Genomic DNA, 18,389 nt, shown 5'->3' with positions numbered 1-18,389 from the left:
GCTGAAACCCTGGCCCGACAGCTTGAGCTTTTCTTTCTTCTACCCCACTCCCCCGCATGAACCGCAGAAACTTCGTTCAAGGCCTTTCCCTACTTACTGCCAGCGTATTTCTCAAGCAATATTCCTTTGCCGGCTCGGCACCGACCTTTCCCGTGGTGCGGCCCGCCGCCGACAAACGGCGCTTTCGTAGCCGCTCGGTGGAAGCGGCTATCACCGAGTTCAACAAGAACGTGAAGGACAAGGAGCTAGGCTGGCTGTTCGCCAACTGCTTCCCGAGCACTCTCGACACCACCGTAACCCACACCACGCTGCAGGGCCGGCCCGATACCTACGTCATCACCGGCGACATCGACGCCATGTGGCTGCGCGACAGTTCGGCGCAGGTGTGGCCTTATTTGCAGTTCATCGACAAAGACACCGAACTTCGGCAGTTGGTGGCCGGCGTTATTAACCGGCAAACTCGTTGCGTTATTAAGGACCCGTATGCCAACGCTTTCTACGGTGACGACACCAAGGTTGGGGAGTGGAAAACGGATATGACCAAGATGCAAGCGGGCGTGCACGAGCGGAAGTGGGAAATCGACTCGCTGTGCTATCCTATCCGGCTAGCGTATCATTACTGGAAGAAAACCAACGACACCAAGCCATTTGACGCGCAGTGGCAGCAGGCCGTTAAGAAAACCTTGCAAACCTTCCGGGAGCAGCAGCGCCGCGAAAACTTAGGGCCCTACAAATTTCAACGCCAAACGGCTACCGCTACCGATACCCAGCCCATGAGCGGTTACGGCTACCCCGTGCAGCCCGTAGGCCTCATCTGCTCGGCGTTCCGGCCCAGCGACGATGCCACGCTGTATTCGTTCCTGGTGCCCAGCAATTTCTTCGCCGTTGTAAGCTTGCGGCAAGCCAGCGAGATGATGACCAGCCTCGCCAAGGACACTACCACGGCCCAGGAATTGACTGCGCTGGCCAGTGAAGTAGAAGCCGCCTTGCGCAAGCACGCCATTGTCAACCACCCCCAGCACGGCAAGATCTACGCCTACGAAGTCGATGGTTTCGGCAGCCAGGTGCTCATGGACGATGCCAACGTGCCGAGCTTGGTTTCGCTGCCCTATCTAGGCGCCGTGCCTATCACGGACCCCGTATACCAGAACACCCGCAAGTTTTTGCTTTCGCAGGATAATCCCTTCTTCTTCAAGGGCAAAGCAGCTGAGGGCATCGGGGGCCCGCACGTAGGACAAGACATGATCTGGCCGATAGCCATTGTCACCCGCGGACTAACAAGCACCAACGATGCTGAAATTCGCGCCTGCGTGCAAAGCCTTAAGAGCACTCACGCCGGAACCGGCTACATGCACGAGTCTTTTCACAAAGACGACCCGGCCAAGTTTACGCGCTCCTGGTTTGCCTGGGCCAACACTATCTTCGGAGAATTCCTGTGGAAAGTGTACCAGGAAAAACCCCAGTTGCTGGCTTAAGCCTACCGATAGGCCCCTTCAGCGACCAAGGGAGAAGCAGGGATACATGCGCATTAATTACCAACAGAAAATTTTCGAAAATCCGATGGGCGAGCGAAAACCAAAGGTGAAATCCATGTACAACTTCCGCAAAAGCTTGCCCTTGCTTGGGCTCGTGTTTGGCCTTGTTGCCGCCTCACCAGCACTTGGCCAAACCAGCACTGCTACGCGCAAGCCGGTGAAGACCTCGTTTGCGCCAACTACTACCCCAAAAAAATCCGGCAATCCGGTGTTTCCGGGCTGGTACGCCGATCCGGAAGCCACCATCTTCAACGGTCAATACTGGATTTATCCCACCTACTCCGCTCCCTACGAGCAGCAAGTGTTCATGGATGCTTTTTCCTCGCCCGATCTGGTGAACTGGACCAAGCATCCGCGCATCATCGACACGGCTAGTGTGAAGTGGGCTCGCAAAGCCATGTGGGCCCCTTCGATCATAAAAAAAGGCAGCAAGTACTTTCTTTTCTTCGGCGCTAACGACGTGCACGAAGGCGAAATCGGCGGTATCGGCGTGGCCGTGGCCGACCGGCCGGAAGGCCCCTTCACCGATTACCTGGGCAAGCCGCTGATCGGGCAGATTCATAACGGGGCCCAACCCATCGACCAGTTCGTGTTTCAAGACAAGGACGGGACGTATTACATGATTTACGGAGGCTGGTCGCACTGCAACATCGCCCGGCTCAAAGACGATTTCACGGGCTTCGTACCCCAGGCCGACGGCAAGCTCTACAAGGAAATCACGCCGCAGGGCTATGTGGAGGGTCCTTTCATGTTTCGCAAAGACGGCAAGTACTACTTTATGTGGTCGGAAGGCGGCTGGACCGGACCCAACTATTCAGTGGCCTACGCCGTGGCGGATTCCCCGCTGGGGCCGTTCCAGCGCATAGGCAAAGTCTTGCAGCAAGACCCTCAGGTGGCCACCGGTGCCGGGCACCACTCGGTGCTGCAGGCACCCGGCACCGACAACTGGTACGTCGTTTACCACCGCCGCCCGCTGGGCGAAACCGACGGCAACCACCGCGTCACCTGCATCGACCAGCTTTTCTTTGACGCGCAGGGCCACATCAAGCCCATCAAAATCACAGCCGAAGGCGTTGAGGCACACCGCCTGAAATAAGGGCAGCTTTTTTGCTACTGCTTCGTGATGATTTAACCCTCCTTAACTTTTTGGCTATGACCTACTCCAGAAAACCAAGTATCGCCCTCCTTTTCGCAACTGGTCTGATTTTGCTTTTTGCCGGCGCCTTCACCATGCGCGCCAACGCTCCTAAACCAGAAGATAATACGCTAACGAAAGCGGAAGCGAAAGCCGGTTGGGTGTTGTTGTTCGACGGCAAATCGATGAACAACTTCAAAGGCTTTCAAAAGGAAGCCGTGCCCTCGTCCTGGCAGATTGAAAGCAATGCCATTACCCTAGTAGGTAAAGGTGGGGGCGATATTGTGACGAAAAACGAGTACGAAAATTATGAGCTCGTTCTGGACTGGAAGATTTCAGAAGGAGGAAACAGCGGCATAATCTACAACGTGTCGGAAGACCCTCAGTACTCGGCAACCTATAGCTCCGGCCCCGAAATGCAAGTGCTAGATGATGAACGGCACCCCGACGCTAAAATGGGCAAAAACAACAACCGCCAAGCCGGTTCTTTGTACGATTTGATTCCGTTGTCAACGCCCGCCGTTAAACCCGCCGGGCAGTGGAACACTGTTAAACTAGTTGTTAACAAGGGCCACGTAGAACACTGGCTCAATGGTAAAAAAGTGGTGGAATACCAGTTGCTAAGCCCTGAGTGGGAAGCTATGGTAAAAGACAGCAAGTTCAATTCTATGCCCGGCTACGGCCGCACCAAGAAAGGCCACATCGCCTTGCAAGACCACGGCGACAAAGTGTGGTACAAAAACATCAAGATCCGTACGCTCTAGAGCAAATTCTGCTGTTTACAAGAACGCTCCAATACCGCACTAACCATGCGGTATTGGAGCGTTTCGTTTACCATTTATAGTGATGTAGCTTCTCGAGAACAACCTTTTCCGGTAGGATTTGATAAGTGAGCAGGCGCTACGAGAGCAGTAAAAAAACAAGCCCCAACGATACGCCGTGCGCTTGAAAGTACAGCTTCATAAACTTCAGGGCATGCGTCATCTGGTTTTCCACGCACTTCACTGAAATATTCAACTCGTTGGCAATCATTGCGTGCGAAAGACCACTCTGCCGGCTCAAGGCAAATATCTGACGCCGACGCGAAGGCAGCTGCGCTACCGCTAGCTGGTACAGCTGCTCTAGCTCCTGGTACTCCATTATTTTGCCCGGATTGCCTTCTTCGATGAGCACTTCTCCATCGCAATCCTCGAACACCCAATACCGCTGGCGCCGCAGTTGCTTTAAGATAGCGCGGTAAGCGGAAGTGTAGAGATAGGTCTTGAAAACTATACCCTTATCGAATTCATGGCGCCGCTCCCAAAGCTTCAGAAAGCAATCCTGCACCACCTCTTCGGCGTCGGCGTGGCTCTTCAAGTAGCCGTGCACGAATCGGCACAAGCCAGGCGCGTGCTGATCGAACAGCAAGTCGAAAGCCGCCGTGTCATTTTTCTGGAGGCGTTCTAAGCAGGATGGATCTGAAAATTCTCGTACGACTTTCAAGGGAAAGTAGGCAGGGGTAAAAGCTTGCGCGTGTGCCTGAGTACTTAAATATAAAAAACTCTAGCAAGTCGCTGCAAGAATAAAAAACTTATTCCAGGCTCAAGTGTAAGGCCGCGCCAAGAAGTTCCCTTTGAACTGCTGCTAGCTGCTCTTGCTGCCTTGATTACTGCTGTTTTGGCGCTACCGATAAGGCAAGCAACCGCGTTAGCAAACGACGAAAAAAATATTTTCAGGGGGCGTTGGGGGAGCGGGTGCTTCGTGGCTTTTACCACTCAGAGAGACGTAGCAAACTTGCCTATGCACACAGAAATCAACTATGAAACCTGCCTGCGCTATGTACGGGGCGAAACCACGCTGGAGGAAGCGCGGACTGTTCGCGCATGGCTCGCAGACCCGGCCAACGAGCTGCTCGCCCAGTATTGGATGAGCCAGCAGGCCCTGGAGTCCGAGCCGGTGCGCCCCGCCGATGGCAACGACCCGTACGACTACGCCAGCATGCGGGAAAACATCTATGCGCGTATGCAACTAGACAGCATCCCTACGGCTAGCGCAGCTCGTCCCGTAATGTGGCGCCGCTGGGCGGCCGCCGCTGCCGTGGTAGGCGCAGTAGCGGGCACCAGCTGGCTGGTGCATGAGCGCGGCCAAGTTGCCGAGCCCACGGTTGCTAGCTACGCTACGCCTTACGGCCAAACCCGCGTGGTGCAACTGCCCGACGGGTCGGAGGTAACCTTGAACGCGCATTCTACGGTGCGCTACGCCGCCACACCCAATTCCGAACGCCCCCGCGAGGTGTGGCTGGACGGGGAAGCCTACTTTTCGGTGAAGCACATGCCCAACCACCAGCCGTTTGTAGTGCATACCACAGCGGGCCTCAATGTGGAAGTGCTTGGCACCAAGTTTACCGTGTATCGGCGGCACGAGCAGGCCCGCGTGGTACTGCTCTCGGGTAAGGTACAGGTAGCTTTCGCCGACACCACCAAAGCCAAGGTGATCCTCAAGCCCGGAGAATTGCTGGAAACTTCCGATCAGAATCCTAGCAAAGTGGTGCACCAAGCTGTTCAGGCCGCACCCTACGCCGCCTGGGCCGACGGCAAACTAGTCTTTGAGGCCACTACCATTGCCGACATTGCCACTCGCCTGCAAGACACCTACGGGGTGGAGGTGGTGGTAGCTAGTCCGGCTTTAAAGCAACGCAAGTTCACGGGCACTTTCCCGAGCAATAACTTGGATCTGCTCTGCGAAAACCTAGCGGCAACCTTCAATCTGCAAATCGTTCGTCGGCAAAACCAAGTTATCTTGTCTAATCACCCTTCATCCCACCACAATCCATGAACCTACCTCCTACTAATTTCCCTGGCAGATCCGGTTCTCGCTTATTGCTTTCCACAACAAGTTTGTTGTTGCTAAATGCATTTAGCCCGGCCGCCTCAGCCCAGCTACTAGCCTCGACGCAGCGGCCACACGCGCGGCCGGCGGCCGCTGAGGCCGTTTCCCTCAAACACCTGCTTAAGCAGTGGGAAAAGCAGTACAAGAGCATTATTGCCTACGACACCGAACTTGTCGGCGACAAGCGCGTGGTTGCCCCGAGCGAGGTAACTACGCTTGACGCCCGCCTGGCGAGTGTGCTGCCCCAAGTGGGCTTGGGCTATAGAAAACTACATGCAAACGATTACGTCATCACTCCTGTCGCGGTTGAACGCATCAATAAAGGTGCAAACGATTCCGAACAGCAAGACGTCACGGTTGCGGGCAAAGTAGTTGATGGCCAGGGAGCGGGACTGCCCGGCGTGACGGTGGTCGTGAAAGGCACCACCCAGGGCACTAGCACCGGCCCCGATGGCAGCTTTTCCTTGCTCGCCCCAGAAAACAGCACCCTCGTTTTCAGCTTCGTTGGCTTTGCCCGCCAAGAAGTTGCGGTTCAAGGTGCAACCAGCAGCCTCAGGGTAACTTTGGCGGAAGACGCTAAAGCCCTGAACGAAGTCGTGGTAATCGGCTACGGCACTCAGCAAAAGGCCGAAGTAACCGGAGCTATCAGCACAGTAGCGGCGCCCGCGCTGGAAAATCGGCCCGTAACCAACGTGGCGCAAGCACTCCAAGGCACCGCTCCCAACCTCACAATTCAGCAAAGCAGCGCCGAGCCGGGAGCAGGCCTCAACATCAACATCCGGGGCGTGGGTACCCTCGGCAATGCTTCACCGCTGGTAGTAGTAGACGGCATTGCTGGCTCGCTTAACTCGCTTAATCCCAACGACATTGAAAGCATTACGGTGCTGAAAGATGCTGCGTCGGCAGCCATCTACGGTTCGCGGGGAGCCAACGGAGTTTTGCTTGTTACCACGAAAAAAGGGGCACTCAACCAGCAGCCCGTGTTAAGTTACAACACGCTGGTGGGGTGGCAGTCCCCCAACTTTTTGCGTCGCCCCGTCACGGGTCTTGAATTTATGCAACTCAAAAATGAGGCGCTGGTCAACTCGGGGCAGAGTCCGCAGTTCAGCCCCCAGCAGATGCGCGACTTCGCGGCCCAGGGCGACTACCAATGGTACCTCGATGCGGTGCTGAAAAAGCAAGCCCTGCAGCAAAACCACAACCTTAGCCTCAGCGGTGGCTCGGGCAAAACCCGTTACCTGGTGTCGCTGGGTTACGTGGACCAAAACAGCCTGCTGGTAGGCGACAACTACGGGTTCAAGCGCCTCAACGCTCGCTTGAATCTGAACACCCAAGTCACCGAGAAGCTGTCGGTGGGCGCTATTCTCTCCTACGCCCGCGTGAGCACCCGGGAGCACGCCTTCGCTACCGAATGGATTATCAGCGACGCGGTGCGCATTCCCGTCATTTATCCGCTCCAGGACTCGCTGGGCAACTACGTGACGCCGGCTACGTCGAGCGACAACCCGGTGAACCGATTGCGGAATGGGGGCTTGCGCACCAACTCCAACGACAACGGCTACGGCAACCTCAACGCGGAGTACGAAGTGATTAAGGGCTTGAAGCTGCGTGGCCTCGTGGGCGGCGACCTGTGGAACTACCGCATGAACGAGTTTACGCGCAGCTTGCAATACGTGACGCTCGACGGCTCGCCTACTTCGGGCGGCGACGGCAACAACTCGGTTACGGACCGCACCCAGCGCACCCTGCTCACCAACTACCAGGCGACCATCAACTACGAGCGCGCCCTAGGGCAGAAGCACGAAGTAAAGGCCTTGGTTGGCTATTCGAGTGAGCACTACAACGACGACCGCGCGGGTATTCGCGTTATCAACGTGCCGGGCAACAACTTCGGCGTCATCAGCAACGGTACCACCTACGGCAACATCACCGACCCTAGCGGCGGCAACCACGCCAACGGCACCTACGGCAACAACGAGCAGTGGGCGCTGAACTCGGTATTCGGCCGTCTGAACTATGCTTTTGCTGGCAAGTATCTCCTCGAAGGTAGCTTCCGGTACGATGGCTCGTCGCGGTTTGCGAGCAACAAGCGTTGGGGCTTCTTCCCGTCGGTGTCGGCGGGCTGGCGGCCGCTGGAGGAGAACTTCTTGAGTTTCTTGCAGCCAAGCTTCAGTGATTTGAAAGTGCGGGGCTCGATTGGGCAACTCGGCAACCAGAACATTGGCTTGTACCGCTACTTGAGCACGATCAGCACCTCGCCGGGCACTTACACGTTTGGCGAGCAGGCCGTGCCAGGTGCCAACTTCAGCACGGCCAACCGCGACATCACGTGGGAAACGGCCACAATGGGCAATATCGGTGTGGATGCCGCCTTCTTCAAGAATGCCCTGTCGATTAGCTTCGATTACTTCGACAAGCGCACCAGCGACATCCTGATTGACTTGCCGGTAGCCGGCGCCTTCGGGGCGGGCGCTCCGACCCAGAACGCGGCTAGCGTCCGCAACCAAGGGTGGGAAGTTTCGGCCACCTACCGCCTGCGCACCGAGCGCGGTTTCAACCAGAGTCTGACCCTCAACGCCGCCGACACCCGCAACTTGGTGACCGATACCAAGGGCGTGGAAACCATCCGGGGCGGTGACGCGACCAACATCATCCGCGAGGGCTACCCCATCAACTCGTACTACGGCTACCGCACGGATGGCATCTATCAAACGCTAGAGGAAACCAATGCGGGTCCTAAGCCCGCCTTCGTGTCGCCTGGCGCGCTACGCCCCGGCGATATCCGCTACGTGGACCGCAACGGCGACGGTGTCATCAACCAAGACGACCGCTACGTGCTCGGCAATCCGTTCCCGCGCTACACCTTCGGGGCTACCTACACGGCCGATTACAAAGGGTTTGATTTGGTGGTGTTCGTGCAGGGTGTAGGCAAGCGCAATTTGTACATCCGCGGAGAAGGGGTGGAAGCCTTTCACAACAACTGGGAAAACGTGTACGCCCAACACCTCGACCGCTGGACGCCGACCAACACCGATGCCTCGTACCCCCGCCTGACCATCGGTACGGCTTCTACCAACAACAACCAAGGGTCAGATTACTGGCTGCGCAATGGCGCGTACGCCCGCCTCAAAAACGTGCAGCTCGGCTATACCCTACCGACCACGCTTACCAGCAAAGCCGGTATTGAGCAGCTACGCATCTTCGTGTCGGGACAAGATTTGCTGACCATCAGCCACTTGCGCAAAATTGGGTTTGATCCTGAAATCTCGGAGTTCAGCGAGAGCGTGGGCCTAGGTGGTGGCACGGGCAGCAGTGGCCGCGTGTATCCGAGCGTGCGCCTGGTGACCCTCGGTCTTAATGTTTCTTTCTAATTCCCTATCTGCACTTCCATGAATCGCACCCTCCGCTATACAATGCTAGTGGGACTCGGACTGGGCATGGGCCTTTCCAGCTGCCAAGAGCTTGACCTCCCGCCCACTGACCGCCCCACCGACGACACATTTTGGACTCAGCCCACCGACGCGTCGAACGTGCTGAATTCCTGCTACTCGGGTCTCTACTCCAGCGAGTACTTCTTCTTCAACGAAACGCTTTCCGACAACGCCTTCAATAAAAGCGACGTGGACGGCTCCAACGCGCGCAACATTGCCGAGGGCGCCTATGGCACCAACCAAGCGCGTATCACCAACGAGTGGGGCTATCATTACGGCGGTATCCGCGCCTGCAACCGGCTGTTGAACAACATCAACAAGATTGTGAGCCTGGATGCCAACCTGAAGGCCCGCTACATCGCCGAGGCCCAAGCCATCCGCGCATTCCATTATTTTCAACTGATGACCTGGTACGGCGACGTGCCCCTCATCACGACCGAGGTAAGCGTGACGGAAGCCAACGCCGTACCCCGTGCTCCACGCACCGAGGTGCTAACTTTTGTGCTGAGCGAGCTAGACGCAGCCGCGGCTGCTTTACCCCTAAACACCGCTTACGCAACGGAAGACAAAGGCCGCTTCACGAAAGGCGCTGCCCTCGCCCTGAAAGCCCGCGTACTACTGTATGAAGGCCGGTGGGCAGATGTATCGGCTATCACCACCCAGCTGATTGGCGGCCAGGCCGGTTCGTACAGCTTGTTTCCGAGCTACGCCGGCGTGTTTTCGCCGGCCAACGAGAACAACAGCGAGGACGTGCTCGACCTGCAATATGTCTTTCCCTTGCGCACGTATTCGGTGCAGCGCTTTTTCATTCCGCGCACCGAGGGTAAGCTGGTTGGCTCCATCGCCCCGACCCAGGAACTGGTTAGTGACTACGTGATGGCCAACGGCAAAGCCATCAACGAAGCTGGCTCGGGCTACAACGAAGCCACCCCGTACGCGGGCCGCGACCCGCGCTTTGCCGCCACCCTGGTTTATGACGGCTACGCCTGGAAGCGCCCCGACAACTCCACCATCACCATTCGCACTTTTCCGGGCACCGGCGACAATTCCGTGGACCGCGCCGACGCCAGCCCGACCGGCTACTACACGGCCAAGTACTTCGACCCCACGGCCGATGCCAACCTGAACTCGGGCTTGAACTTGATGCTGATTCGCTACGCCGATGTGCTCTTGATGCACGCCGAAGCGTTGGTTGAGCAAAATAAGCTGACCGCTGCCGACTGGAATACCACCATAGCCGCCCTGCGCCGCCGGGCTGGCTTTACCGACCAGGGCGCCCTCAATTTCCCTGGCGGCGACCAAGCCAGCTTGCGTGCTATTGTGCGCCGGGAGCGTCGCACCGAGCTGGCTATGGAAGGCTTGCGCATCTTCGACATTCGTCGGTGGCGCACGGCCGAAGTGGTGCTCAACGGCTATGCCCACGGCATTAAGGTGGGTGACCCCGCCGTCGACAACGGCTACATACGCGTCGACCAGCGCACGTTCGACCCGGCCAAGCATTATCTCTGGCCCGTGCCCCAGCGTGAACGGGACATCAACGCCAACCTAACTCAGAATCCGGGCTGGTAAGCCCAGTTACTTACCTTTTTTCCCACTCCTGCTTCTATCCCTCAAATCATGAAAAAGTTTTCCTGGCCTCTGTTGCTGCTATTGTTTGTTGCGGGTTTGCTCGCCGGCTGCGATAAAGACGACGATGAACTCAACGAGACGATTACGCCGGTAACCAACCTGCTGGCACCCGCCGCCAATACCTTTGTGCGCCTCGATCCTCCTTCCAACGCGGCCGTAACCTTTGAGTGGGGCCAAGCCCGCGCCGCCGACGGCACCGTGGTGCAGTACGAAGTGCTGTTCGACCAAGAAAACGGCGACTTCTCCAAGCCTTTGTATAGCACCACGTCGGGCACCAACGGCCTCGAAACCAAGCTTGTGCTTAGCCACGGCGACCTTAACCGCATTGCCAACCTAGCCGGCATTAAGTCGTCGGCACAGGGCAAGCTAAAATGGACGGTGAACGCCTCGAAGGGCTTGACCGTGGAGCCCGCCACGGAGTCTCGCGTGATGACACTGGAACGCCCGGCAGGTTTTGCCACTGCTCCAGCTAAACTCTACATCACCGGCTCGGGTACCGAAGGGGGCACCAACCTAAGCCAAGCCGTGCCTTTCAAGAGCGTGTCGTCCGGCGTGTTCGAAATCTATACCCGCCTGAGCGCCGGTGAGGTGAAGCTGATTGACCAAACCACCGGCACGCCTACCTCTTACTACATTGATGGCGTGAAGCTGCTGGAAGGCACGCAGGGCACCAGCCCCACTACCACCCCAAAAATCTACCGCCTGAGAGTGGACTTCAACAACGCCGCCGCCACCGTAACTGAAATCGAGTCGATTGGCCTGTGGATAGCAGCGGAAAACAAGGTGAAGACCACTATTCCCTACGTGGGCAAGGGCTTGTGGAAAATCGAGAACACGCCCATCGAGTTCTTCCAGGAAAGCTGGGGCCGTGATGAGCGCTACAAGTTCTTGTTCACCGAGAAAAACGCGGCGGGCGTGAGCAGCAAGGTGTACTACGGCAGTACCAACTCCGACAACCAGCGCGCCACCGCGAATACGCCGCTGCCTTACTTCTACCTAGTGGCCGGCCCTGATTCGCGCTACGACTACTCGTACAAGTTCCAGACGGAAGCCGACAAGAAAAGCGTTGATATCACAGTGAAAATGCAGCCCGACGGCCCGTACACCCACCAGGTAGTGGTGCGCTAAGTATGAACAAGTCTTTCTTTTCGATACGGCCTTTGGCCGCGCTGCGGGTTGGTTACGGCCTACTAAGCTTGCTGGTAGTTGCTTGCGCAGACCCCGTGGATGATGATGTTACCCCGCCGGTTGTTCCGCCCACCGTGGCCGCTGTCAACTGGGCTGCCCGCGCCGATTCGGCGCAGGCAGCCCTGAGCTTGGGCTTTTTTTCGCCGACCGGTCAGTATTACTTGGAAAGCAACGCCGGCAACGCAGATTTCAACTACTGGTGGCAGGCCCACGGCCTCGACGTACTAACCGACGGCTACCAGCGTACCAAAAGCGCGGACTACCTGACCCGCATGCGGCAGTTGCAACAAGGCACCAAAGCCAAGAACGGCAACTCCTACCTCAACGATTTCTACGACGACATGGAGTGGCAGGCGCTGGCCTGTTTGCGGGCCTTTGAGTTGACGAAGGACCCCGACTATAAGGCCACGGCTGCCTTGCTCTGGGCCGACATCAAACTGGGCTGGAACGAGCAGCAGGGCGGTGGCATTGCGTGGCGCAAATCGCAGCGCAGCTACAAAAACACGCCCGCCAACGCCCCGGCCGCTATCCTCGCCGCGCGTTTCTACGTCCTCGACCGTAACCCCGAGGACTTGGCTTGGGCGCAGAAGATTTACACGTGGGAGAAAGCCAAGCTGGTGGATCCGGCCTCAGGCTTGGTGTGGGATGGCGTCAACCGCCTCGGCGACGGCCAAACTGACAAAGACTGGCGCTTTACCTACAACCAAGGCACCTTCATTGGGGCGGGCGTGGCCTTGTACCGCGCAACCCAGCAAGGCAGCTACCTCGAGGATGCCACCCGGACGGCCAATTACGTGCTCAACGACAGCCAAATGGCACCGGGTGGCATCCTCAAGGATGAAGGCAACGGTGATGGGGGCTTGTTCAAAGGCATTTTGGTGCGGTACCTGACCGAGCTGGCCACTGAGCCCGCCGTTAGCGCCGCTAGCCGGGCCAGCTATGTTTCCTTCTTGAAGTTCAACGGGGAAAGCCTGTACAAGCGCGGCACCCGCCGACCACAGTTTCTTTTCAACACCAACTGGACCGCCCTTCCCGGCAGCTCCGTGGAGTCTTCCACCCAGATGAGTGGCGTAATGATGCTGGAAGCCCTAGCTGACTTGCAGGCCCGCAACGTCCTGTAGCCCGGTAACCCTATGCAGCGGGCATAGTGGTAGTAACGTCGCGTGTGACGTAGCTACTACTATGCCCGCTGTTACTGATAACAAACTGGTGTAGGCCCCTCTCCTACCTAACTGTATTCCAACCTGATGACTAAGCCGAAGAGCTACTTGATCTTGTTACTGGCTTGGTGCGCTTTCTCCTGCGCCAAGACAACGCCGCAGACCGGCAACGACCGGTCTGCTAGTACTCCTGCCCCGGGCGGCCACTTGCAATACGCCAACCCGTTCATGGGCACGGCCCCGTTCAACGACCCAAAAACCATTGGGTATGCGCCTCCTAAAGACTGGCGGGGCGTGTGGGCCGGGCTGGTATTCCCGGGTAGCTCGCTGCCCAATGCCATGGTGCAGCTGAGCCCCATCACCGAGTTCCACACCGGCGCCGGCTACGACTACGAAGATTCGGTGATTTATGCTTTTGCCCACACCAACAAAGGCCACTGGAACTTGTGCCACTTACCGGTTTTACCAGTTTCGGGGACGGCTACTACTGCGGGGAACTACTCTTCCCGTTTCGCTAAAGCCACCGAAAAAGCTTCGCCCGGTTTCTACGGCGTTACGCTGCAGGACTACGGGGTGCAGGTACAGCTCACATCCACCCTGCGCTGCGGATTTCACCGCTACCGTTACAATCAACCCGAGAACCGCCGCATCGTGTTCAAACTCGCGCAGTCCAACGAGCGAGTAACCAACTGGAACATAGAAAAGGCCGGCGAAGCCGCCGTGCAGGGCTTTCAGGAAACCGGCCGCCAGACGGTGTACTTCTATGGTGCGCTGAGCGAAAACCTGCAGGACTTGGAGGTGCAAGGCAAAGGCACCAAAGACGGCTTGGCCGTGCTGCGCCTGCCGGCCGGCAGCAAGCCGGTAGAACTCAGGATTGGGATATCGTTTGTGAGCGTAGAGAATGCCAAGCTGAATCTAGAGCAGGAAATCGGCAGTCGCTCCTTCGAGCAGGTACGGCAGCAGGCCGAGAAAACCTGGGAAGCGCTGCTCTCGAAAGTCGAAGTAAAGGGCGGTACACCCAAGCAAAAACAGATGTTCTATAGCTGCCTGTACCGCTCGTTTTTGTGGCCCGCTTTGCGCAGCGACCTGAACGGCGAATATCGCGACGTGAAAGGCACCGTGGTCAAAGCTGATTTCAACTACTACACCGAGCCTTCGCTGTGGGATACGTACCGCAACAAAGACCTGCTGATTGGTATGCTCACGCCCCAGGTAACGACCGACGTTATCAAATCCATGCAGGACGTGGGCAATAAAACCGGCTTTCTGCCCACCTTCTTTCACGGCGACCACGCCTCGGCCTTGATTTCTGGCTCTTACCAGCGGGGCATCACCAACTTCGACGTGAAAGATGTGTACCGGCTGATGCTGCGCAACGCCAATCTGGAAGGGGGCGCGCGGCCTCATATTGCCGAGTACATCCAGAAAGGCTACATCTCCACCACTCAGGTATCGAACCCGGAAGTGGAAACCAAGGACAAAGCGGGCGTATCCAAAACGCTGGAGTATGCCTTCGACGACTACGCCGTGGCCCAACTTGCAAAGATCTTGAACGACACTGCCACCTACCGGATAATGATGGCGCGGTCGAAAAACTACAAGAACTTGTTTGACCCCGGCACCAAGTTTATGCGTGGCCGCCTCGACGATGGCTCTTGGGTGAAGCCTTTCGATCCGAAGTACCCGTACTACGAGTACATGTACCGGGAAGCCAACGCCTGGCAAGTGTCCTTCTTCGCACCCCACGATATGCCCGGTCTGATTGCCTTATACGGCGGCGCTGCACCCTTCGAGGCCAAGCTAGATTCACTGTTCACGGTGCCCTGGAACCCCAACCACATTGCCCGGAACGTATCAGGCTTTATCGGGCAGTACTGCCACGGCAACCAGCCCGACCACGAAACGCCTTTCTCTTACTACTTCATCGGGAAGCCGGAAAAGTCGCAGCGCCGGCTCGATGAGATTATGGAGAAATTTTACGGCATGGGTAAAGACGGCCTAGGCTACTCCGGTATGGACGACGCGGGCGAAATGTCGGCCTGGTACGTGTTCAGTTCCACGGGCCTCTACCCGTATTCCGCCGCCGATGCCAAGTACCTCGTCAGCGTGCCCCTTTTCGACGAAGTCCGCTGGAAAATGGACAATGGCAAAGTAGTAACCATCAAAAAGCCTGGTACGGGTAGGTCGCTAAATACCATTAAAGTGAATGGTAAGAATAACCAAGGCTATTTCGTCGACCACACCATCTTCCGCGAAGGTGGCCAACTGGAAATCACTACCAAATAAGCTGGAACGGATACTGCTGGTTTCAGTAGCTAGTACCGTGCATACGTGAAGAAGCAAAAGTGCAAGCCTCATCCGCTTGCACTTTTGCTTTTCTGCCAGACCCAAGTAGCGCGCTGCTTCCCTTAAAGGTTACGAATAGACTTTAAGAATTCGGCCGTTTACGGCTCCTTCTACGCTGAGCAGGTAGGCATTCACCACCTTGCCCATCGGCACCAGGTTGTAGCCCGGAAAAAGCGCGCCGTACCGCTCCCGGCTATCTTCCACCAGCCCCGGACTTACGACGTTGATGCGCTGGTCTTCCTTGAGTTCCTGGGCCGCGGCCAGCACAAAGCTGTTGATGGCTCCGTTGAGCATGGCCACGCAGGCTCCGTTGCGGGCCGGGTGCTCGGCCGCAATGCCGGAAGTGAGCGTAAACGAGCCCCCAGTTGTGAGGTAGCGCTTGCCGATCAATACCAGATTTACCTGCCCTAGTAATTTGCCTTCGATGCCGCCCATCAGGTGCTGCTGGCTCATGGTGTGAAAGTCGCCGTAGTACCCGGTGCCCGCCGTGCAGATGCAGGCGTCGATGGGGCCTAGCTGTTGGAACATGGCGTCGATGGATGCCACCGAAGCAAGGTCTACGCGGACGTCGCCGCTGCTGCGGCCCGCAATAGTCAGGTCATGCCGCTCGGCCAAAGCCGCGGCCACCCGTTTGCCGATGGTTCCGTGCCCACCAATAAGTAAGATCTTCATAGGTTGTTGTTTTATGAAGCAAACTTACCGGGGCGGGCAACGGCGGGAATAACCCAAATAGCTCAATCAATAGTCATTTTGGTCCGCAGGGCATGAGGCGTGTGCCCATATGCTTTCTTGAAGATTCGAATGAAGTGCGAAGTATTCTCGAAGCCGCATTCCTGCGCCACTTCCGCTACCCGCTTGTCCCCGTTTTGCAGCAGGAGGCGGGCGTGAGCTAAGCGTTGCTGGTTCAGCCACTGCCGGGGTGGGCACTGATACAAGCGCTGGAAATCCCGCTTAAACGACGCTAGGCTACGGTTGCACAGCTGCGCCAAATCGGCTACCGTAACGGGCTGTAACAGGTAGGTACGCACGATGAAATCCAGGTCCGCTGGTTCTGTGCTCAGTGCCGCCGCTACAAAATCAGCCACCTGTTGCTGATAACCAGCAGCATTGAGCAGCAACAGTATTTCCTGTTGCTTGACGGCCATCAGGTGGTTGGGCTCCAGCAAGGGCTTATCGAAGTAGAGACGCAACTGCGTTTTAAACCCCTGCACCAAATCGTCGGCGGTCAGTACGAGGCAGGATGCTTCCGCCAGCGGCCGGGGCCGAGGAGTAAGTACACGGACGGATTGCAAGACCTTGCCCGGCAGGAAAAGCAACAAGGCTTCGAAGCTCAACCCTTCTTCGATGTACTCGGCCATCACGTAAATCCCCTTCCTGAGCAAAACCACCTGGCCGGGTCCTACCTGTAGAGTGTGGTTGGAAAAGTGCAGCAGCTTGATTCCCTGCACAACCAGAAGGATGGTGTGCTCCGTTAGGAAAACGGTCCGCTTACCGGCTTTCGACTCTATTTTGAGTTTGGCAAACGTTTCCGTTTTACCAGTCAAAAACGATGCATCCTGGGAAGGGACGATATCGGGTGGAAAGCGAAAAAACATTCAGTTAACAGGAAAAACAACTACGCCGGGCCAAGCACGAATTACTTACGCATGGTTACGGTGGCATTCAACTACCCTCTATCCGCAACTAGCACCCGCCGCCACACTTAGCGCTTTTCAGTGGGAGCTATTAAACATCCAACTTTGCGCGCATAACTGCAAAACGTCGCCCTTTTCATACAAGTAAGCTTGCTCTAATCCTCGCAAAGTAAGGCTTGGCTTACGTTCGGCGAGCATGAAAACCACATTTTCAATTGATGTAAGCGCAAGGGTTATTCTTCTGGAAGTCGTTCACATAGGCTATCTAGCCAGCTTCCATTTTGCGCTACAAGTACCTAAGCACTGTGCCGGAACAAGCTAGGTATACTCCCCAACATCTCGTCCTAGGTTTTCGTTGGAGGGGGTCTATCCAGGGCCACACTGCATGCTCAAGCTCGAAAAAATTAATTGGTTGCGCATTGCCCTGGCCTGGGGCATGTTTAGCGTCTTTATGGTGGTGGTGGTGTACGTGCAGGCCCTCTCGGGAGCGGGCCCGGTGTCTTGGCGCACGGCCGTGCTGGGCCCACTGCTCTACGGCCTGATCTGGATGCTGTTCACGCCCCTCGTGTTTTGGCTGGCGGCACACTTCGATTTGACTGCCGGTCGGCGGGGTTGGGTTTATTCTGCCCTCGTGCACGCCGGCGCGAGCATGCTCCTTACGGTGCTTTTCCGCGTGCTGCACGTTACGCTGCTCTTTTTGATGGGCGCGCCGGGCATTGTACTCTCCTGGGCTACCATCCTCTCCGACATCAATATTTGGATTCCCGCTTACTGGATGCTGCTGTTCGTGGCTTATGCGCTCGACTTTTATGAACGGTATCATCGGCGCACGCTGGATGCGGCGCAACTGGAAGTGCAACTAGTGCAAGCGCAACTGCAGGCCCTGAAAATGCAGTTGCAGCCCCATTTCTTGTTCAACACGCTCAATGCTATTGCCACCCTCATCGACGACGAGCCCCGCATGGCCCAGCGCATGACGGCCAAGCTGGGCGAGTTTCTGCGCCTGGTACTCGACAACACCGACGAGCACCAGGTGACGCTGGCCCAGGAGCTGCACTTTGCGCAGCTATACTTGGAAATGGAGCAAATCCGCTTTTCCGACCGCCTCTCCATTACCTACCAACTCGCACCCGACACGCTGCCGGCGCTAGTTCCCAACCTGTTGCTGCAACCATTAATTGAAAACGCAGTCAAGCACGGCCTCACTGCCGCCTCAGGTGCCGGCGCCATCCACATTCAGGCCGATCAGCAAGATGGGCGGCTCGTGTTGCAAGTAAGCGACAATGGCCGGGGGCCGACCAGGCAAATTCCCGCGGTATAGGTTTGCGCAACAGCGAAGAGAGGCTGCGCGCCCTCTACGGCTCCCGCTACGCCTTGGCCATTCACACGGCCCCGCAGCAAGGATTTGCCGTACGGATCGAACTGCCTTTTACTCCCCAATCCTAAAGTATTCGACGACTCGC

14 protein-coding genes are annotated in these 18,389 nt (G+C 57.0%); 11 read left to right on the top strand and 3 right to left on the bottom strand.

The window, feature by feature from the left end; genetic code table 11:
• Window positions 1-56 precede the first annotated feature (56 nt).
• The 3 genes from MUN86_RS29735 to MUN86_RS29725 are packed head-to-tail and all read left to right on the top strand — an operon-like array spanning window position 57 to window position 3,434.
• Window positions 57-1,475, top strand: coding sequence for a glycoside hydrolase family 125 protein (locus tag MUN86_RS29735; RefSeq protein ID WP_245127638.1), 1,419 nt, complete (start codon window positions 57-59; stop codon window positions 1,473-1,475).
• A gap of 46 nt (window positions 1,476-1,521) precedes the next feature.
• The gene (locus MUN86_RS29730) at window positions 1,522-2,631 is read left to right on the top strand and encodes a glycoside hydrolase family 43 protein (RefSeq protein WP_245127637.1); all 1,110 of its coding nucleotides are present in this window, start codon (window positions 1,522-1,524) and stop codon (window positions 2,629-2,631) included.
• 56 nt (window positions 2,632-2,687) lie between these two features.
• The gene (locus MUN86_RS29725; protein ID WP_245127636.1) at window positions 2,688-3,434 is read left to right on the top strand and encodes a 3-keto-disaccharide hydrolase; all 747 of its coding nucleotides are present in this window, start codon (window positions 2,688-2,690) and stop codon (window positions 3,432-3,434) included.
• A gap of 136 nt (window positions 3,435-3,570) precedes the next feature.
• Here MUN86_RS29725 and MUN86_RS29720 read toward each other — a convergent pair whose 3' ends face one another.
• Window positions 3,571-4,152 (bottom strand): RNA polymerase sigma-70 factor, encoded by a 582-nt coding sequence (locus MUN86_RS29720; RefSeq protein ID WP_245127635.1) that lies wholly within the window; start codon window positions 4,150-4,152, stop codon window positions 3,571-3,573.
• Between the two features lie 297 nt (window positions 4,153-4,449).
• On the opposite strand from MUN86_RS29720, the gene MUN86_RS29715 reads away from it, so the two are divergent.
• The 6 genes from MUN86_RS29715 to MUN86_RS29690 all read left to right on the top strand — a co-directional run bounded on the left by MUN86_RS29715 (window position 4,450) and on the right by MUN86_RS29690 (window position 15,232).
• Window positions 4,450-5,484, top strand: coding sequence for a FecR family protein (locus tag MUN86_RS29715; protein WP_245127634.1), 1,035 nt, complete (start codon window positions 4,450-4,452; stop codon window positions 5,482-5,484).
• Window positions 5,481-8,909, top strand: a complete 3,429-nt coding sequence (locus MUN86_RS29710) for a SusC/RagA family TonB-linked outer membrane protein (RefSeq protein ID WP_245127633.1) — start codon at window positions 5,481-5,483, stop codon at window positions 8,907-8,909. Before MUN86_RS29715 ends, MUN86_RS29710 begins: the two co-directional genes overlap by 4 nt.
• Before the next feature lie 18 nt (window positions 8,910-8,927).
• Complete coding sequence (locus MUN86_RS29705) at window positions 8,928-10,538, top strand: RagB/SusD family nutrient uptake outer membrane protein (RefSeq protein ID WP_245127632.1); 1,611 nt, start codon at window positions 8,928-8,930, stop codon at window positions 10,536-10,538.
• 48 nt (window positions 10,539-10,586) lie between these two features.
• Entirely contained in the window at window positions 10,587-11,726 is a 1,140-nt protein-coding gene (locus tag MUN86_RS29700) for a SusE domain-containing protein (RefSeq protein WP_245127631.1), read from the top strand.
• Window positions 11,727-11,728: 2 nt separating this feature from the next.
• On the top strand, window positions 11,729-12,907 hold the full coding sequence (locus MUN86_RS29695) for a glycoside hydrolase family 76 protein (protein ID WP_245127630.1): 1,179 nt from the start codon (window positions 11,729-11,731) through the stop codon (window positions 12,905-12,907).
• 126 nt (window positions 12,908-13,033) lie between these two features.
• A complete protein-coding gene (locus tag MUN86_RS29690) occupies window positions 13,034-15,232 on the top strand; it encodes a GH92 family glycosyl hydrolase (protein ID WP_245127629.1) in 2,199 nt (732 codons plus the stop codon).
• Between the two features lie 129 nt (window positions 15,233-15,361).
• Here MUN86_RS29690 and MUN86_RS29685 read toward each other — a convergent pair whose 3' ends face one another.
• Entirely contained in the window at window positions 15,362-15,964 is a 603-nt protein-coding gene (locus MUN86_RS29685; RefSeq protein ID WP_245127628.1) for a short chain dehydrogenase, read from the bottom strand.
• A 62-nt stretch (window positions 15,965-16,026) separates the two neighbouring features.
• Complete coding sequence (locus MUN86_RS29680) at window positions 16,027-16,887, bottom strand: helix-turn-helix transcriptional regulator (RefSeq protein ID WP_245127627.1); 861 nt, start codon at window positions 16,885-16,887, stop codon at window positions 16,027-16,029.
• Between the two features lie 424 nt (window positions 16,888-17,311).
• Here MUN86_RS29680 and MUN86_RS29675 point away from each other — a divergent pair, with 424 nt between their 5' ends.
• Both MUN86_RS29675 and MUN86_RS31540 read left to right on the top strand, forming a co-directional pair.
• Window positions 17,312-18,247 carry a sensor histidine kinase gene (locus MUN86_RS29675; protein ID WP_245127626.1) on the top strand — a complete coding sequence of 312 codons (936 nt, stop codon included), beginning with the start codon at window positions 17,312-17,314 and terminating at the stop codon, window positions 18,245-18,247.
• 2 nt (window positions 18,248-18,249) lie between these two features.
• The gene (locus tag MUN86_RS31540; protein WP_280640700.1) at window positions 18,250-18,372 is read left to right on the top strand and encodes a hypothetical protein; all 123 of its coding nucleotides are present in this window, start codon (window positions 18,250-18,252) and stop codon (window positions 18,370-18,372) included.
• The last annotated feature ends 17 nt before the right edge of the window (window positions 18,373-18,389 follow it).

This window comes from Hymenobacter volaticus, from assembly GCF_022921055.1.
Lineage (GTDB): Bacteria > Bacteroidota > Bacteroidia > Cytophagales > Hymenobacteraceae > Hymenobacter > Hymenobacter volaticus.
The sequence above is the reverse complement of the archived record's forward strand: the minus strand, read 5'-3'. Positions and strand labels throughout refer to the sequence as shown.

Excerpts from the sequence above, each read along its gene's own strand:
- MUN86_RS29715 (WP_245127634.1), top strand. The coding sequence starts at position 4,450 with ATGCACACAGAAATCAACTATGAAACCTGCCTGCGCTATGTACGGGGC.
- MUN86_RS29725 (WP_245127636.1), top strand. The coding sequence starts at position 2,688 with ATGACCTACTCCAGAAAACCAAGTATCGCCCTCCTTTTCGCAACTGGT.
- MUN86_RS29710 (WP_245127633.1), top strand. The coding sequence starts at position 5,481 with ATGAACCTACCTCCTACTAATTTCCCTGGCAGATCCGGTTCTCGCTTA.
- MUN86_RS29730 (WP_245127637.1), top strand. The coding sequence starts at position 1,522 with ATGCGCATTAATTACCAACAGAAAATTTTCGAAAATCCGATGGGCGAG.
- MUN86_RS29680 (WP_245127627.1), bottom strand. The coding sequence starts at position 16,887 with ATGTTTTTTCGCTTTCCACCCGATATCGTCCCTTCCCAGGATGCATCG.
- MUN86_RS29685 (WP_245127628.1), bottom strand. The coding sequence starts at position 15,964 with ATGAAGATCTTACTTATTGGTGGGCACGGAACCATCGGCAAACGGGTG.
- MUN86_RS29705 (WP_245127632.1), top strand. The coding sequence starts at position 8,928 with ATGAATCGCACCCTCCGCTATACAATGCTAGTGGGACTCGGACTGGGC.
- MUN86_RS29695 (WP_245127630.1), top strand. The coding sequence starts at position 11,729 with ATGAACAAGTCTTTCTTTTCGATACGGCCTTTGGCCGCGCTGCGGGTT.
- MUN86_RS29675 (WP_245127626.1), top strand. The coding sequence starts at position 17,312 with ATGCTCAAGCTCGAAAAAATTAATTGGTTGCGCATTGCCCTGGCCTGG.
- MUN86_RS29700 (WP_245127631.1), top strand. The coding sequence starts at position 10,587 with ATGAAAAAGTTTTCCTGGCCTCTGTTGCTGCTATTGTTTGTTGCGGGT.
- MUN86_RS29735 (WP_245127638.1), top strand. The coding sequence starts at position 57 with ATGAACCGCAGAAACTTCGTTCAAGGCCTTTCCCTACTTACTGCCAGC.
- MUN86_RS29690 (WP_245127629.1), top strand. The coding sequence starts at position 13,034 with ATGACTAAGCCGAAGAGCTACTTGATCTTGTTACTGGCTTGGTGCGCT.